We start from the raw sequence: 15000 nt of genomic DNA, 5'->3' as shown, positions 1-15000 counted from the left end.
CAAACTTCGAACATTCGCACGAACTTTATGAAATTCTGGTAAACCAGATTTCGGATTCCATATTGGTCACGGACGCACAATTAGAACCCCCCGGACCAAAAATCATTTTTGTGAATCCAGCTTTTTGTAAAATGACAGGTTATTCAAAGGCCGAATTAATCGGCCAGACCCCGCGCATACTCCAAGGACCTTTAACAAATCGAAAAACGATGAGGGATTTAAAGCGGTCTTTAACTCAAGGAAAAGATTTTTCGGGAGAAACAATCAACTACAAAAAAGACGGAGGTCCGTATAACGTGGAATGGCATATATCTGCAATTCGGGATTCTTCCGGAAAAATCCTATGTTTTATCTCCATACAAAGGGACATCACAGAAAAAGTGAAAAAGGGAGAATCGGTTACAAGACATCTCCGTTTGGAAATGGGAATCACTTCTGCTACACAAATCCTTCTTTCTACATCGGTAGAACTTAAAATTTTAAAATACGCAATGGAGCAATTCCTCGTTTTCGTGGATTCGGAGCGACTCTACCTTTTTAAAAACTCGGAAAACGCGGATTCAGCCGAACTTTATCTGGAAGTAAACGACCCTTCTCTGGATACGTCCGAAATCCAGACAACCCAATCGATCACTTACAAAGAAGATTACATCCGTTGGAAAAAAATTTTTTCCTCAGGTGGTTATCTGCAGGGAAACGTTTCCGAATTTCCGGAAAATGAAAAAAAATTTTTCAATCAAAGAGAAACTCGTTCCGTCACTTTGATTCCTCTCTTTGTTTCCAACGAGTGGTTTGGTTTTGCCGGATTTGAAAATCTCAAAGCGATCAATGTGATCAAAGAGGAAATTTTTACGATTCGAACGTTTGTAGATTTGATCAGCGTGTTTCTAGAACGTAAAAACGTATTAGAAGAATTGAAAATCCACAGGGAAAAACTCGAAGTCCTTGTAACTCAAAGAACAGAGGAGCTGAATCTCCAAAAGGAAATGGCAGAAAAAGCCAACAGTGCCAAGTCCGAATTTTTGGCAAACATGAGTCACGAACTCAGAACGCCCCTTAATTCTATCATAGGATTTTCCAGACTTATGCAGCTTCCGACGGAAATGGAAAAAGAAAATAAATACAAGGATCTGATCTTTCATTCTGGCGTTCATCTTCTAAACATCATTAACGACATACTCGACCTATCCCGAATCGAAGCAGGAAAACTGGTTTTGAATGAATCCGATTTTGATCTTAAGGAATTGATTTCCACATCAATTGAAATGATTCTAGGAGAAGCGATCACAAAAAAAATCGGAATGACTTTTCAATATTTTCCGGAAGAGGCAGATTTTGAAATCAAAGCGGATCCGAAACGAATCCGACAAGTTATTCTCAATCTGCTCGGAAATGCGATCAAGTTTACGGATATTTCCGGTGAAATTCTAATCACATTAAAAAAACTCGAAAACGATTACGAACTTTCCGTTCAGGATTCCGGAATCGGAATCCCTCAAAACGAAATTCATAAAATTTTCGAAACGTTTCATCAGGTGAAAAGAGAGGATCAATCCGCTTACGAAGGAAGCGGACTCGGTCTGCCAATTGTAAAAAAGATCGTGGAAGCCCACCAAGGTTCCATCGAAGTGGAAAGCGAGCCCGGAAAAGGGAGTAAGTTTAACGTTCTCTTTCCGAGCTCCTCTCATTCGGAAAACAAACATACGCTCAATTCAAACATTCAAGCCAGATCTTTGTCTCAAGACATAACTTTTCAGGAACCCATTTATCCAGCCGAACTTAAATCAATACCCGTTCTACTTGCAATTCTAGATAGGATCTACGACCGAGCCATTGAAAAATATTTCATACATAACTTTCAAGAGTTCATTACGTTACGCACTGCGAAAGATTTTTCCAAAATACCGCAAAAAAGCCTCGATTCTCACAGAATATTATTATATGATACACGCTTGCTTTTGGAAGAAACAGAAGTTGTCAAATTCTTGAGAGTTCTTTTAAACGAAGATTCCAAGTTAAGTCATTTGGTTCTTTTGGAAACCGCGGATATTCCACTTCCCTTTCAAGAAGATCTTCTTTCATTCTTCCCGGATTATACGATCCAAAACCCGTTTTCCCTAGATAAATTGAAATCGATTTTAATCGAGATTGAAAAGGAGATATGTCTTGGAAACCGAACTGAAAAAGAAGAATACTTTTCGTAAAATTCCAAACGATCCTATTTTGATCGTAGAAGATAAACAAGAGAACAGTATTCTTCTGGAAAGCTTATGTGACGAATTGGGCGTTAAACATGAGGTTGCGTCTAACGGAGCGGAAGCTTTAAAAAGAATTGAAGATAAAAAATATTCCCTTTTCATTCTGGATCTGATGATGCCCGTAATGGACGGGGGTTCCTTTCTTACGAAACTCAAAGAGATTTATCCTAACGCTGTGGTTCTCGTCCAGACCGCAATCGATAGAAACGAAAAAATCATAGAGATCATGAAACTCGGGGTTTTCGATTACATCTTAAAACCGATTTATCCCGACATCTTCCTCAAAGTTCTTCAAAAGGCGCTGAACTATTGTTATCTCAAAAATATGGAAGAGAACCTGGCCAAGATCGAAGATCAGAAACTGAGAAACCAGCTCGAATGGCTTACCTATAAGGAAACGATTCGCAAATCCGACAGCGAGTCCTTTGAGAAAAATTCAATTCACAGTTTAAAAACGTCACTTTCCCAAGGGAGCGGGATCGGCGCGATGACCAGTCTTTTGGATATGATCGATTCTGTTAAAACACAGGAAGAAAATTTTTACAAAGTAGATAAGGAAATTTTGGATCTTCTTCTTACAAACAATCGAATCACGAAAAACATGCTGCTCGGTCTTGAAAAGCTGTTGGATCTGATCGATCAAAACTTCGAGTTTTCCTTCGTTTCCACCAAAGACATTTTGGAAAAGGCCAAGGAACTTCCAGAACATTTAAACTCTTTTTTGACGTCCAAAAAAGTTTCTGTCACTCTTCCCATTTTTAAAAAAGAATATAAGATAAACGTAAACCTTTCTCTTTTGTATCTTGCAATGGAAGAATTGTTTCTCAATGCGTTCAAATACTGTTCTCCCAATTCCCAGATCGATATTTTTGCGAATGTCAACCAGAGTTATTTTTGTATAACGTTTAAAAATCGAGTGATTGAAAAACCTTACGGAGGTATTCCGGAAAAGTTCGAACAACTTGTAATCCAACCTTTCTTTAGAATTTATCCCCCGGTTGAAAACGTAAGTCATTTGGAAAAGTTTGGTCTCGGTCTCGGACTAACTGCCGTGGATCATATCGTTCGTAAACATCGCGGATTATTTTTTATCCACAACGCAAACGACCATACATCCGAAGACGTGAGTCTCTGTGTTCTCGCAGAAATTTTTATCCCGTTGGTTTATTAACAAGGAGAATAAAAGATGAAACGAATTCTCATCGTAGACGATTCGGCTGTCTTTAGAAAGATACTCAATCTGCATCTAAGCAATTCCGAATTCGACATTTTAGAGGCCGTGGACGGTCAAGACGGTTTGGACAAACTGCAAAGCGACAAAGTAGATCTCATCGTAAGTGATATGAATATGCCGAACATGGACGGAATTACGTTCGTAAAAGAAATCAAGAAGGATCCCAAAAATAAATTTACTCCGATCATTATGCTCACTACAGAATCCCAGGTGGAAGTAAAAAACGAAGGACTGGCCGCCGGCGCCCGAGCTTGGCTCACGAAACCGTTTTCCCCCGAAGAATTAGTCCAAACGATCCATAAATTATTACCTTGAGCTCTATATGCCATTTTTATTATACATAGATCCTCAAGAAATTCCGTCGGAAAGCTCCGGCGTTTCCTATTCGAAAGTTACGATCGAAGGTGAGCTTACTATTTATGAAGCCCTCGAATTTAAAGAAAAGCTCGATTCTGTTTTTAAAGATTATTTTCCTTTTTTAGAAATCGACCTTTTTAAGATACAAAAGATAGACACTTCTTGCTTACAGATTTTACTCTCATTCAAAAAGGAGGCACAACGAATAAACACACATGTTCGGTTTGTCAATCACAGTCACGACGTTTTAAAGTTAATCGATTTCTACGAAATCACCGGACTTTTAAAAGATAATAATAAACTCTCCTCGTTTCAATTTGAAGCGGGCAAGGATTAAGAATGGATCTTTCCGAGGTTAGGGCTACGTTCATTTCCGAATCGGAAGAGTTACTTTCTTCCATGGAATCCAATCTTTTGATCCTGGAAAAAGATTCCAAAAACGAAGAAGGAATCCATTCCGTCTTTCGCGCAATCCATACCATCAAAGGAACTTCCGGGATGTTCGGTTACGAACCGATTGAAAAATTCACGCATGAAGTGGAAACTCTCCTGGATCGGATTCGTTCTGGAAAACAAATTCTCACAAAAGAAGGAATCGAATTTTTATTCTTAGCCTGCGATCATATTCGCCACCTTGTAGAATTGGTAGAAGACACAGACACTTTGGTTTTGGATCCCAAAACTTCCCGTAAGCAAGTCGATCTAATATCGCTTGCAAAAAAATTGCTTTCGGAAAATTTTTCGAACGATCTCAAAAAGGATTCCACTTCAAAAAGTTCGCAGACGTCCCCAGATAATTTAACCAGCTCTGCACATTGGCAAATTACGTTGGTTCCGAACCGACATCTTTTTGAATCCGGAATGGATCCATATACGTTTATTAAATACTTAGCTCAATCCGGAAATATCAAACACATTTTCGTTTATCCTGAATCCATTCCCAATTGGCAGGAATTTCATCCGGAACATTCTCATTTAGGTTTTGAAATCTCATATGATTCTCCGGCAGAAGGTGAAGAAATTCATTCCACATTCCAATTTTTGAAGGAAGAAAGTTATCTGAAAATTCTTCCTCCAAAATGTGGCTTGGACCTATTTGAACAAAATTGCAATGACTTTCCTTTAGGAAGAGAGGCTTATTTATACGCTCTCGAAATTCAAAAAGTGTTAAACGGCGACGAACTTCAAAAACTCAGAAACATTTTTGTACACACTGCCAAAGAATTTCACTCCGCGCCGAACGTAGGCGAAAACGGAAAAGAATCCGAAACTCTCAAAATACAAACAAAAACCCTTAGGGTAGATTCTTCCAAAATAGATACGTTAATCGCTCTTGTAGGAGAATTGATCACCCAAGAAGCAAATCTAAGCAGAAAGATCATAGACACTCAAGACACTCAATTGATCGAAAATTCCGAATCCCTTTATAGATTGGTAAGCGAAATTCGAGAATTCGCGCTGAGTCTTCGAATGGTTCCGATTGCAGATTTGTTCGAAAAATACAAACGTGTAGTGCGCGATCTTTCCAAAGAACTGGATAAACAAGTAGAACTCGAAATTTTCGGCGGCGAAACAGAACTAGATCGCTCGGTAATCGAAAAAATCGCCGATCCGATCGTTCATATTCTACGAAACGCTCTTGATCACGGAATCGAAACTTCGGAAGAAAGAATTCGCAAAGGAAAACCTGCAATCGGTAAACTTCAGATCCAAGCAAGTCACGGCACCGGAAGTATTCTCATCGAAATCAAAGACGACGGAAAAGGTTTAGACAGCGAAAAGATCGTTGAAAAAGCGATTTCTAAGGGACTCATAACGAAAGACCAGATCTTATCCGAATCGGAAATCTTTTCTCTGATATTTCAACCCGGATTTTCCACGGCAGAACACGTCACCAATCTTTCCGGAAGAGGTGTCGGTATGGATGTCGTTTTAAAAAATATTGAATCCTTAAGAGGAACCGTTCAAATCCAAACGGCAAAAGACCAAGGCAGTTCCTTTCATATTCGTTTGCCTCTTACCCTCGCCATCATAGACGGTTTTTTAGTCAGTGCGTCCGGTTTATTCTTCATAGTTCCGATGCAGATGGTTCGGGAGACGGTGGAATCCAAAGTCGTTTTAAACGGCTCCTCTTCAGGGACCATGAATTTGCGAGACGAGCTTCTACCGATCCTTCATCTTTCCGGTTTTCTTTCCCTCGAGACAAATTCATTTTATAAAGAGAATATACTAATTTTAGAATATGAAGATAAATCTTTTGGAATCGTGGTCAACGACCTGCAAGGGGAAATTCAATCCGTTATCCGCCCTATGGCCGAAATTTTTAAAAGCATCAAATGTTTTAGCGGCACCTCGATTTTAGGAAGCGGAGAAATCGCGTTCATACTCGACGTCCCCGGTTTATACAATTCGATCCGCGATCAAGAACAATCCAAAAATAAGGAGCTTTCCGTCAAATCGGGTTGAATTTTCAAAGAAATGAATTTTATAAATTTTGAATATGGAGAAATCAAATGTTTCGAAAAAATTTAGGTGTTTGGATCGGCTTGGCTATCACGATAAACGGATTTGTTTTCCTATCGATTCAGAATTTTCGGAGCGTACATCCTGAAACGGACGTCCATTCGACAAAATATTTAGAATCGGCGCGACACTTCTCCGAGATTTTGTTAAAAACGGAGGAATCCATCGGAGAATTTTCGCTCCATATTTCTTTCGAGAAGGATAAAGAAACTCTCGTTTCTGACTTGGAGGGAATAGAAAAAAATCTGAAAAGTCTAAGATCCGCTCTTTTTGAATCGCATTCCAAAGAGGAACCTACGATTAAAAAACTCGATCAAAAAATTTCAACCTTTTACGCAAACACGGAGCAATTGAAAGAAAGAATTTCAAGTTCTAAGGATTTGAAAAAAGAAATTACTTTTCTTTTAAAATCCGATTTCTTTTCGGAACTTTCCGTTTTTAGACAATCCAAATCGGAAATACTCAAGGAACTTTTAAGAACGACGGAGACCGCTTCCGTAATTCCCATTGGAATCGAGAATCACTTTTGGATCACGATTGTGGAATACGTCGGAGTATCGACTCTTCTCATTTTCGTTCTGTGGTGGTTCAATCGTTTCAGTCACAAAACAATTCTCAATTTAGAAAGAGAATTTTTGAGGATGAGAACCGCAGTGGACAACGTGACCACGAATATCATGATGGCGGATCGTAATTTTGACATTGTTTATATGAACAAGGCAATTCGGGAAATGTTCGGTAAAGCCGAAACAGACATCAAAAAGCAACTTTTGAATTTCAATCTTACCAACTTGGTAGGAACCAATATCGATACCTTTCATAAAAATCCCGCGCATCAACGAGGTCTTTTGAATCAACTCACCGGAGCCTTCCGTTCCTCGATCTCTATCGGAGGCAGGGATTTCAATTTGATAGCCAATCCGATCACCGATGTGAAAGGAAATAAATTAGGTATAGTTGTGGAATGGAGCGATGTCACGGAACAAAATAAAATCGCCGAACAGAGAAAGATCGAAAACGAGGAACTAACACGCGTTAAAGTGGCTCTTGATAATGTGACCACGAACATTATGATGGCGGATCGGAACCTAGACATCGTCTACATGAATAAATCCATCCGTTCCATGTTTCACATCGCGGAGACGGACATTAGAAAACAATTTAGCAATTTCAATCCGTCCAGTTTGATCGGAACTAACATAGATACGTTTCACAAAAATCCTTCCTATCAAAGAGGGCTTCTCAATAAATTTACGGATACGTTCCGCTCTTCGATCAACATCGGAGGAAGACAATTCAATCTGATCGCCAATCCGATCATAGACGAAGCGGGAGATCGCTTGGGCTCGGTAGTCGAATGGAGCGACGTTACGGAACAAAATAAAATCGCCGAACAGAGAAAGATCGAAAACGAGGAACTGGTTCGTGTGAAAGTCGCTCTGGACAATACGTCGACAAACATTATGATTGCCGATAACGAATTCAACATTCGTTATATGAATAAAGCCGTCGTAGAAATGTTTCAGATCGGAGAAGCGGATATAAAAAAACAATTCGCTCATTTCAATCTTAAAACCCTAATCGGGTCGAGTATCGATCAGTTTCACAAAAATCCGGCGCACCAAAGAGGCGTCCTCAGTAACTTTGTAGGAATTCATAAAGCCACGATTAAAATAGGCGGACGAACTTTCGATCTGATTGCCAATCCGATTGTGGACACAAACGGCAAAAGACTCGGTTCCGTTGTGGAATGGGCGGACGTTACTAGAGAACTCGCGGTTCAAGACGAAGTGGAAGGGATCGTCAATGCCGCCGCAAAAGGAAATTTTACGACTCGAATTTCTTTGGATTCAAAGACCGGATTTTTTCTCAATCTCAGCCAATCCCTCAATCAACTTTTGGAAGTCAGCAATGTAGGTTTAAACGAAGTCGTCGAGGCCTTGGAAAGAATCTCCGCGGGAAATCTCACACAAAAAATCACGAACGAGTATCACGGTACTTTCGGAAAATTGAAAGAATATTCCAATACCACGATGGACAAGTTAAACGATATCATCGGAGATATTATCGTTCGCTCTTCGAGTCTTGTGACATCGGCCAGCGAAGTTTCTTCCACCGCAAATTCTTTGAGCCAAGGCGCTTCCGAACAAGCCGCAAGTGTGGAAGAAACCACTTCTTCTCTGGAAGAAATGACGGCTTCCATCGACCAGAACGCGCATAATTCCCGTCAAACGGAACAAATTTCTTCCAAGTCTTCTAAAGATGCGGAAGAAGGAGGAACCTCCGTAATTGAAACGGTAAAAGCGATGAAACAAATCGCAGAAAAGATCAGTATCATCGAAGACATCGCCTATCAGACCAACTTACTCGCGTTAAACGCCGCGATCGAAGCAGCAAGAGCCGGAGATCACGGAAAAGGATTCGCAGTCGTTGCATCCGAAGTTCGTAAACTGGCAGAAAGAAGTCAGAAATCCGCGAATGAAATTAGTAGTCTGGCGGGAAGTAGCGTTGCTATCGCCGAAAAAGCCGGAGAACTCATTTCTCAAATCGTTCCTTCGATTCGAAAAACCGCCGATCTGGTCCAAGAAATCACCGCTGCAAGCGACGAACAAGCTTCGGGAGTTTCCGAGATCAATAAGGCGATGGGACAATTGGATCAGGTTTCCCAACAAAATGCTTCTGCCTCGGAAGAGTTAGCCGCCATTTCCGAAGAAATGAACGCGCAAGCAGAACAACTCCGGGAATCCGTTTTGTTCTTTAAGATCGTGGAAAGAGACGGTAAAAAAATGACGAACGGCGGAGGCCTTTTATACAAAGAAAAAGAATCGGCTGGAACCGGAATATTAAAAACAACTCCTACGACTCGAAAAGAACTTTCCAAGACAAAATCGGAATCCGTAGGAATGTCCGTCCCTGAAAAGTTTGAAAAATATTGAAGAGGACAAGTATGAACGCTTTGGAGGAAAATCAGTTTTTAACGTTTTATCTAGGAGAGGAATGTTACGGAATTGGAATATTACATATCAAAGAGATAATTGAGTATTCCGGTTTGACAAACGTCCCCCTAATGCCGGAATTTATTCCGGGAGTCATCAATCTTCGCGGGAACGTGGTTCCCGTCGTGGATCTGAAACACAAGTTCTTTAAGAGTAAAATAGAACCGGATCGTAAAACATGCGTAATCATCGTGGAAATTCATTCGGAACGAAACGGAGACCAAAAAGAAAAAACGGACTTGGGAATTCTTGTTGAATCGGTCAATGAAGTCATTTCGATTCCGGAAAACGATATCGAACCGGCACCTACTTTCGGTTCCAAAATCAAAGTGGATTTTATCCTAGGAATGGCTAAACAGGAAAACGGGTTCATAATAATTTTGAACACGGAAAAAATTCTGAACTTAGAAGAACTAACGTCCCTGGAAGAAAGTCAATCAGAGGTATTTGCAGAAAACGCATGACGGAACCGGATACTGTAAGGGATATATTTCTACAACCCGGAGGTTTTTGTTGGGGAAGAAGGGATCTGAGAATCAGAACCTTACTCGGCTCCTGCATATCGATTTGTTTTTGGAATCCCGCTCTTTTTTACGGAGGGATGGCACACGTTATGCTTCCATCAAGATCAGATTATGACGCCTCTTTAAACGCGAAATATGCTGACGACGCCATTCGATTGTTTTTTGAAAAAATAGAACAAACGGGAGGAAAAGCCAGTCAATATCAGATCAAACTTTTCGGCGGGGCCTCCATGTTTTCTACGGAAGAGGAAAAACTCCTCGAAATTAAATCCGTCCGAGACATAGGAATGAAAAACATTCGTTCCATTAAGGAATTCTTAAGTAAGAATCGACTCCCGATCACTTCCGAAGACCTGGGAGGATTTTCCCATAGAAGAATTTTCTTTTCTCTTTGGGACGGAGAAATCTACGTGGAAAAACCGGAGTTTTCATGATTCAAGTTTTTATCATCGACGACTCTGCAGTCGTTCGCCAAGTTCTCACACAAATTCTAAATAAGGACCCTGAAATTGAAATCATAGGTTTTGCATCCGATCCCATTTTTGCATCGGAAAAACTTTCTTCGGTTTGGCCGGACGTTTTTATACTCGACGTGGAAATGCCCCGCATGGATGGAATTTCTTTTTTAAAAAAGATCATGTCGGAAAAGCCGACTCCGGTGATCATATGTTCCACACTCAAAGAATCTGAGACTGCAGTACTTGCGATGAAGTTAGGTGCGATCGATATCATCGAAAAGCCCAAAGTCGGATTAAAAAATTTTTTAGAAGAATCGGAAGTTCTTTTTACAGATTCGGTAAAAGCGGCATCAGCTTCCGGCGCGCAGATCAAACTTCATTCTTTTCAGGACGGAGACTCGAAATTCTTCGAGAATCACAAACAAACCAAAGCGGATTTTTCCAAAATTAGCACAACGGATAAATTGATCGCAATCGGAACCTCCACAGGAGGAACGCAGGCGCTCGAATATATCCTCACCCGATTGAACATTCACTGTCCCGGAATCGTTATCGTTCAACACATGCCGGAAAAATTCACAGAGGCGTTTGCCAATCGATTGAATCAAATCTGCGAGATCCAAGTCAAAGAGGCCAAGGACAGAGACAGAATCCAACTTGGTTCTGCATACATCGCGCCCGGCAACAAACACATGGAAATTTATCTCAACGGAACTCAATTTCACGTTCGAGTTTTAGACGGTCCGCTAATCAATAGACATCGTCCTTCCGTGGACGTACTTTTCAATTCCGTCGCAAAGATCGCCGGTAGAAACGCAAAAGGGATCATTATGACCGGAATGGGTAACGATGGGGCAAACGGACTTTTGAAGATGAAACAAACCGGAGCTTTTACAATCGCACAAGACGAAACGAGCTGTGTGGTTTTCGGCATGCCGAAAGAAGCGATTTTGAAAGGAGCCGCGGACACGGTCCTTCCGCTCTCAAAGATTGTAGAAGAGGTTCAGTACTTCTAAGGCGCTCATACATGAGATCTCTACAGAGAGCATAAAAAGAAGTTTTAAACTAAAAGCCAATCCCAAACCTAAAAGCGTAAGAACTCCTACATTTTTAGAAGTTGTCGAATCGTCTAGAAGAATTTTTTGAGACGAACTCTAAACCAGGCTTAACGTAGTTTTCTTTTTTCTTTCCGCAATTTCCGCTTCGGTTTCAATATGAATCACTTCGTCCGGAACGATTTTGAAAATCGTCTGGCCTTTGGAAATGATCTTTCCGTCACTGTCGTTTAACAAAATTTCTTTTACGGTCCCGCTGAAAGGAGCCGAGATCTTATTGAACATTTTCATGACTTCCACAATAAAGAGGGGCTGCCCCGCTTTGAAGTGATCCCCTACTTTTACCATTGGGGGAAGATCAGGAGCTTCTTTGGAATAAAACATTCCTCCCATTGGAGCTACGATCTCGTCGGAACTTGCCTTCGGAGGCGGAGCGAGAAATTTAATGAAAGCGTCTCTTGTTTCGGCCTTTCTAAATTCTTCCGGAATGAGAGCTTCCAACTTTTCATCCACTTCCAAATTGTAAAATCCGGAGTTTAGTCCGGCAGAAGGAAGAAGTTTGAGCAGTTCTAAACCCACCTGAAAGCCGTTATGCGATTGAAAAACGGAAGGTAAAATCTCCGAGTCGATTCCGGAAATCGTTTTACCAGAATTCAAATTTACAACAAGTTCGATCGAATCCGCGGGAATCCCGGTTCTTTTAGAAAGTTCTCGATAAAAAGAAAGTGCCTTCTGAAGAATTTCATTGTCGTGATCCCAGATCTGTTCGGAAGGGGAAAGACTCGGATCCGCTTCCATATTCAGATAATGGTAAAGATCCGAAAGCACATAAATCGGATTTCGAAGCCATTCGATCTTAGAACCGGAAATCCTCCAGGAATGATTCAAATGAAACCCTATAAATCCCGCAACTAAGTGAGCGTCTTTAAGCAACTTGCTGATCGGTCTAGTAATGAGAGTCAGCTTTCTTCCTAAAACTTTCCTCGCTTCAGGAGAAGTGGCCTCAGAAATTACTTTTTTCCAAGCGATCTCCAGATCCACGTCTTTCACAATCTTTTCCAGAGCCCCTACCCCCGCAAGATAGGAAATCATAAACGCAGTGGAAGGTTTGAACATAGCGTCCTTTCCAAGAATCCAATGGATCAAACCATAATGAACCAAAAGGTTCGTGGAAAGGTCGAAACCTCTGAGTTCCGTTTTTCTTAGGATGTTTCCGAGTCGGATTAAATTGTCCGTGCGGTTTTCACCGTGAGAGATGAGAAGCGCGATGTTGGAATCGTAAGCACCTGCTACTTTATAATGTACGAATAGACCCATATCCGGATTCCGGATACTGATTCCCTGATCGTCTCGGATTTCATCCGGAAGAGGTTTGGACCAGTTCATGATAACTCCACCAGCGTGCGGTTGGATCGCTTTGTTGGTCGCATTAATACGAACTTCCGCTCCGGAAGAAAATTTAAGAATCCTTTCCGGTTTCGGAAGTCTTTTTCCGTGAAGAGAAAGAAGAGCCATAGCCTCGATCAAACTGTCCACTACGAAAAATTCGTTCGGATTTTCAAGATTTTTAAACTTCAAAGAATACACCATCTCGGTGACTCTGTGTTCCACCTGAATCCGAGTGTTCACTTCCATAAAGAAATGATTGGTTCCTTCTACGATAGATTCGAAGGTGGAAACGCTATTTAGCTTTACGGCCGCTCCAAAACGTTCAGACTGTTCTTCCATTTCCCGAAGAACTTTCAGATCTCCTTTGAGAACCTCGGCTTTTTTCGGATGAGTCGTCGAACAAGAAGCGATTTCTTTTTCGAGCAACTCTTGAGTGAGAGAAAGCTCAAGAAGCTTTTGTTCGTGCATCTGAACGGAACAATCCCTGCCTCCCAGAGCCAAACACCATTCTCCGTTTCCGATGAGCTGTATCTCGTTGTGTCTTGTGTTCTCGATATTCAACTCGATCAGGAAGTTTTTATTGGTCCCGGGAGCGGTCACTTTCGATTCGGAAAGAATTTCTTGAACGGCGCCTTTTACTTCCTCGATTTTGGAAACGACCCTTTGTCCCTTTCCACCGCCTCCGCCGATGTATTTGAAACGAATTCTATTCTTAGGATATTTTTCCCAAATTTTCTTCGTTTCCCTTTCCGCTTCGACTTGAAGATCGGCAATCGTGACAAGCTCTATAATTTTAGAATATCCCAATTCTAGCAAGTTCTCCGCGTTTACTTCCAGAGAAACGGAAGAATCGAAACTGAAATCGATTCCTTTTTCTTTTGCGAGTTTTTCGAGAGCTTTTGCATCGGGAGCTTTCGTTAAAAGCGCAAGAGAGGAAATATTATCTACGCCGGGAGTTACGGATACGTCGAGTTTTCTTGCGATCTTTTTAGCCGCATCCTTGGAACCGGCTTGATTCGCAACATGGGAAGCGGGTCCCATAAAAACAACTCCGCTCTTTTCGATCGCTTCGATAAACTCGGCATCTTCCGCCATAAAGCCGTATCCGGCAAAAATATGAGTGTACTTGTTGTCTTTTGCAACGGAGATAATCTGTTCGATTCTCTCCACTTTTTCTTCCTTACCCACTCCCATATAATCGGGAACACGGTGGATATTATTCGGAAAACGAAACCCTCTGAGTTCCGGAGCAAGAGCCATAGGATAAACGACCGAATCTTTTTCGGAAAGAAGAATTCCGTATTCCCTAATTCCGATCGAATCAAAAATTTCCATCGCTTCTTTTCGGACCGGTCCCCGACATACGATCAGACATTTGATCGATTCCAAAGAGAAGGAACGGATCCAAGGAGAATTGGATTGATGAAATTGAATACGATTGTTGTGAAAGTCGATCATGCGATTACTCAAACTCCCTTTGAGGTCCGGACAATGGGGCCGGTTTATAATGTCGAATTAAATAATCCAGATTTTGAAAAAGGATACTTCTGGTTGTTCCGGGAAGAACAATTCTGGAAACGGAACCCAACGAAAGGGCTTCTTTCGGATTCATCAGTTCCCTTTCGTACTGTGTGGAAAGAACTTGAAGTTTTTTGTCGCGGACGACGATCGCTTCTTTTTCGGACATTCCCTTCCTTACGTTTTCCTGATATTCTTTTTGGATTGAGGATACTTCGTCCTTGTAGACGTAGTCTTTACCCGCCGGTCCCATCACCGCAATCCTAGCGGTAGGAAGAGCGAATACCATGTCCGCTCCCGTGTGATACGAGTTAAAACAAGCGTACGCTCCTCCGAACGCATTTCGAATAATCAGTGTTAGACGAGGAGTGCGGATGTCAATGATGGAATCCAGAAGTTTTCTTCCTTCGAGAACGATCCCGTTTTGTTCCTGTTCTTTTCCGGGTAAAAACCCTGTCGTATCCTCCAAGAAAACGATCGGTATATTGTAGAGGTTGCAGAAACGGATAAATCTGGTTCCTTTTCTCGCGGCACCGATATCGATCTGTCCGGAAGAAACGGCCGAGTTGTTTGCGACAAATGCTATCACATGCCCGCCGATTCTTCCAAAAGCGGTGACTAAGTTTCTGGAACGTTGTCCCTGGATTTCGAAGTATTGTCCGTGATCACAGATATTCTGCAAATACAA

At 41.4% G+C, this 15000-nt stretch carries 11 protein-coding genes (2 of these 11 running past the window's edge); 9 read left to right on the top strand and 2 right to left on the bottom strand.

Annotated elements, in window-relative coordinates; translation table 11 throughout:
- The 9 genes in view from FHG67_RS11365 to FHG67_RS11325 are tightly spaced (at most 47 nt apart) and all read left to right on the top strand, a layout consistent with a single transcriptional unit that may run on beyond the window.
- On the top strand, positions 1 to 2204 hold the 3' portion of the coding sequence (locus tag FHG67_RS11365; protein WP_004498471.1) for a PAS domain-containing sensor histidine kinase. It extends 31 nt beyond the left edge of the window; 2204 of the gene's 2235 nt are visible here — the last part of the coding sequence; its start codon lies beyond the left edge, outside the window; it ends in the stop codon at positions 2202 to 2204.
- A complete protein-coding gene (locus tag FHG67_RS11360; protein WP_002622163.1) occupies positions 2167 to 3429 on the top strand; it encodes a hybrid sensor histidine kinase/response regulator in 1263 nt (420 codons plus the stop codon). The genes FHG67_RS11365 and FHG67_RS11360 overlap by 38 nt, the downstream gene beginning before the upstream one ends.
- A 15-nt stretch (positions 3430 to 3444) precedes the next feature.
- Entirely contained in the window at positions 3445 to 3807 is a 363-nt protein-coding gene (locus FHG67_RS11355) for a response regulator (protein WP_002622170.1), read from the top strand.
- 7 nt (positions 3808 to 3814) lie between these two features.
- Positions 3815 to 4186, top strand: a complete 372-nt coding sequence (locus tag FHG67_RS11350; protein ID WP_004498488.1) for an STAS domain-containing protein — start codon at positions 3815 to 3817, stop codon at positions 4184 to 4186.
- A 2-nt stretch (positions 4187 to 4188) separates the two neighbouring features.
- On the top strand, positions 4189 to 6315 hold the full coding sequence (locus tag FHG67_RS11345; protein ID WP_004498430.1) for a chemotaxis protein CheA: 2127 nt from the start codon (positions 4189 to 4191) through the stop codon (positions 6313 to 6315).
- 47 nt (positions 6316 to 6362) lie between these two features.
- Entirely contained in the window at positions 6363 to 9308 is a 2946-nt protein-coding gene (locus FHG67_RS11340; RefSeq protein WP_004498461.1) for a methyl-accepting chemotaxis protein, read from the top strand.
- A gap of 11 nt (positions 9309 to 9319) precedes the next feature.
- A complete protein-coding gene (locus FHG67_RS11335; protein WP_004496169.1) occupies positions 9320 to 9832 on the top strand; it encodes a chemotaxis protein CheW in 513 nt (170 codons plus the stop codon).
- The gene (locus FHG67_RS11330) at positions 9829 to 10326 is read left to right on the top strand and encodes a chemotaxis protein CheD (protein WP_002635285.1); all 498 of its coding nucleotides are present in this window, start codon (positions 9829 to 9831) and stop codon (positions 10324 to 10326) included. Before FHG67_RS11335 ends, FHG67_RS11330 begins: the two co-directional genes overlap by 4 nt.
- A complete protein-coding gene (locus FHG67_RS11325; protein ID WP_002635274.1) occupies positions 10323 to 11366 on the top strand; it encodes a protein-glutamate methylesterase/protein-glutamine glutaminase in 1044 nt (347 codons plus the stop codon). Before FHG67_RS11330 ends, FHG67_RS11325 begins: the two co-directional genes overlap by 4 nt.
- A gap of 138 nt (positions 11367 to 11504) precedes the next feature.
- On the opposite strand, the gene FHG67_RS11320 is transcribed toward FHG67_RS11325, so the two are convergent.
- Together FHG67_RS11320 and FHG67_RS11315 are read right to left on the bottom strand one after the other, a co-directional pair.
- Positions 11505 to 14252, bottom strand: coding sequence for an ATP-binding protein (locus tag FHG67_RS11320; protein ID WP_004501328.1), 2748 nt, complete (start codon positions 14250 to 14252; stop codon positions 11505 to 11507).
- A gap of 4 nt (positions 14253 to 14256) precedes the next feature.
- Positions 14257 to 15000 carry the final stretch of an acyl-CoA carboxylase subunit beta gene (locus FHG67_RS11315; protein ID WP_002635319.1) on the bottom strand. 909 nt of this gene lie beyond the right edge of the window, so 744 of the gene's 1653 nt are visible here — the last part of the coding sequence; its start codon lies beyond the right edge, outside the window — the gene reads right to left on this strand; it ends in the stop codon at positions 14257 to 14259.

This window comes from Leptospira weilii, assembly GCF_006874765.1.
Lineage (GTDB): Bacteria > Spirochaetota > Leptospiria > Leptospirales > Leptospiraceae > Leptospira > Leptospira weilii.
The sequence above is the reverse complement of the archived record's forward strand: the minus strand, read 5'-3'. Positions and strand labels throughout refer to the sequence as shown.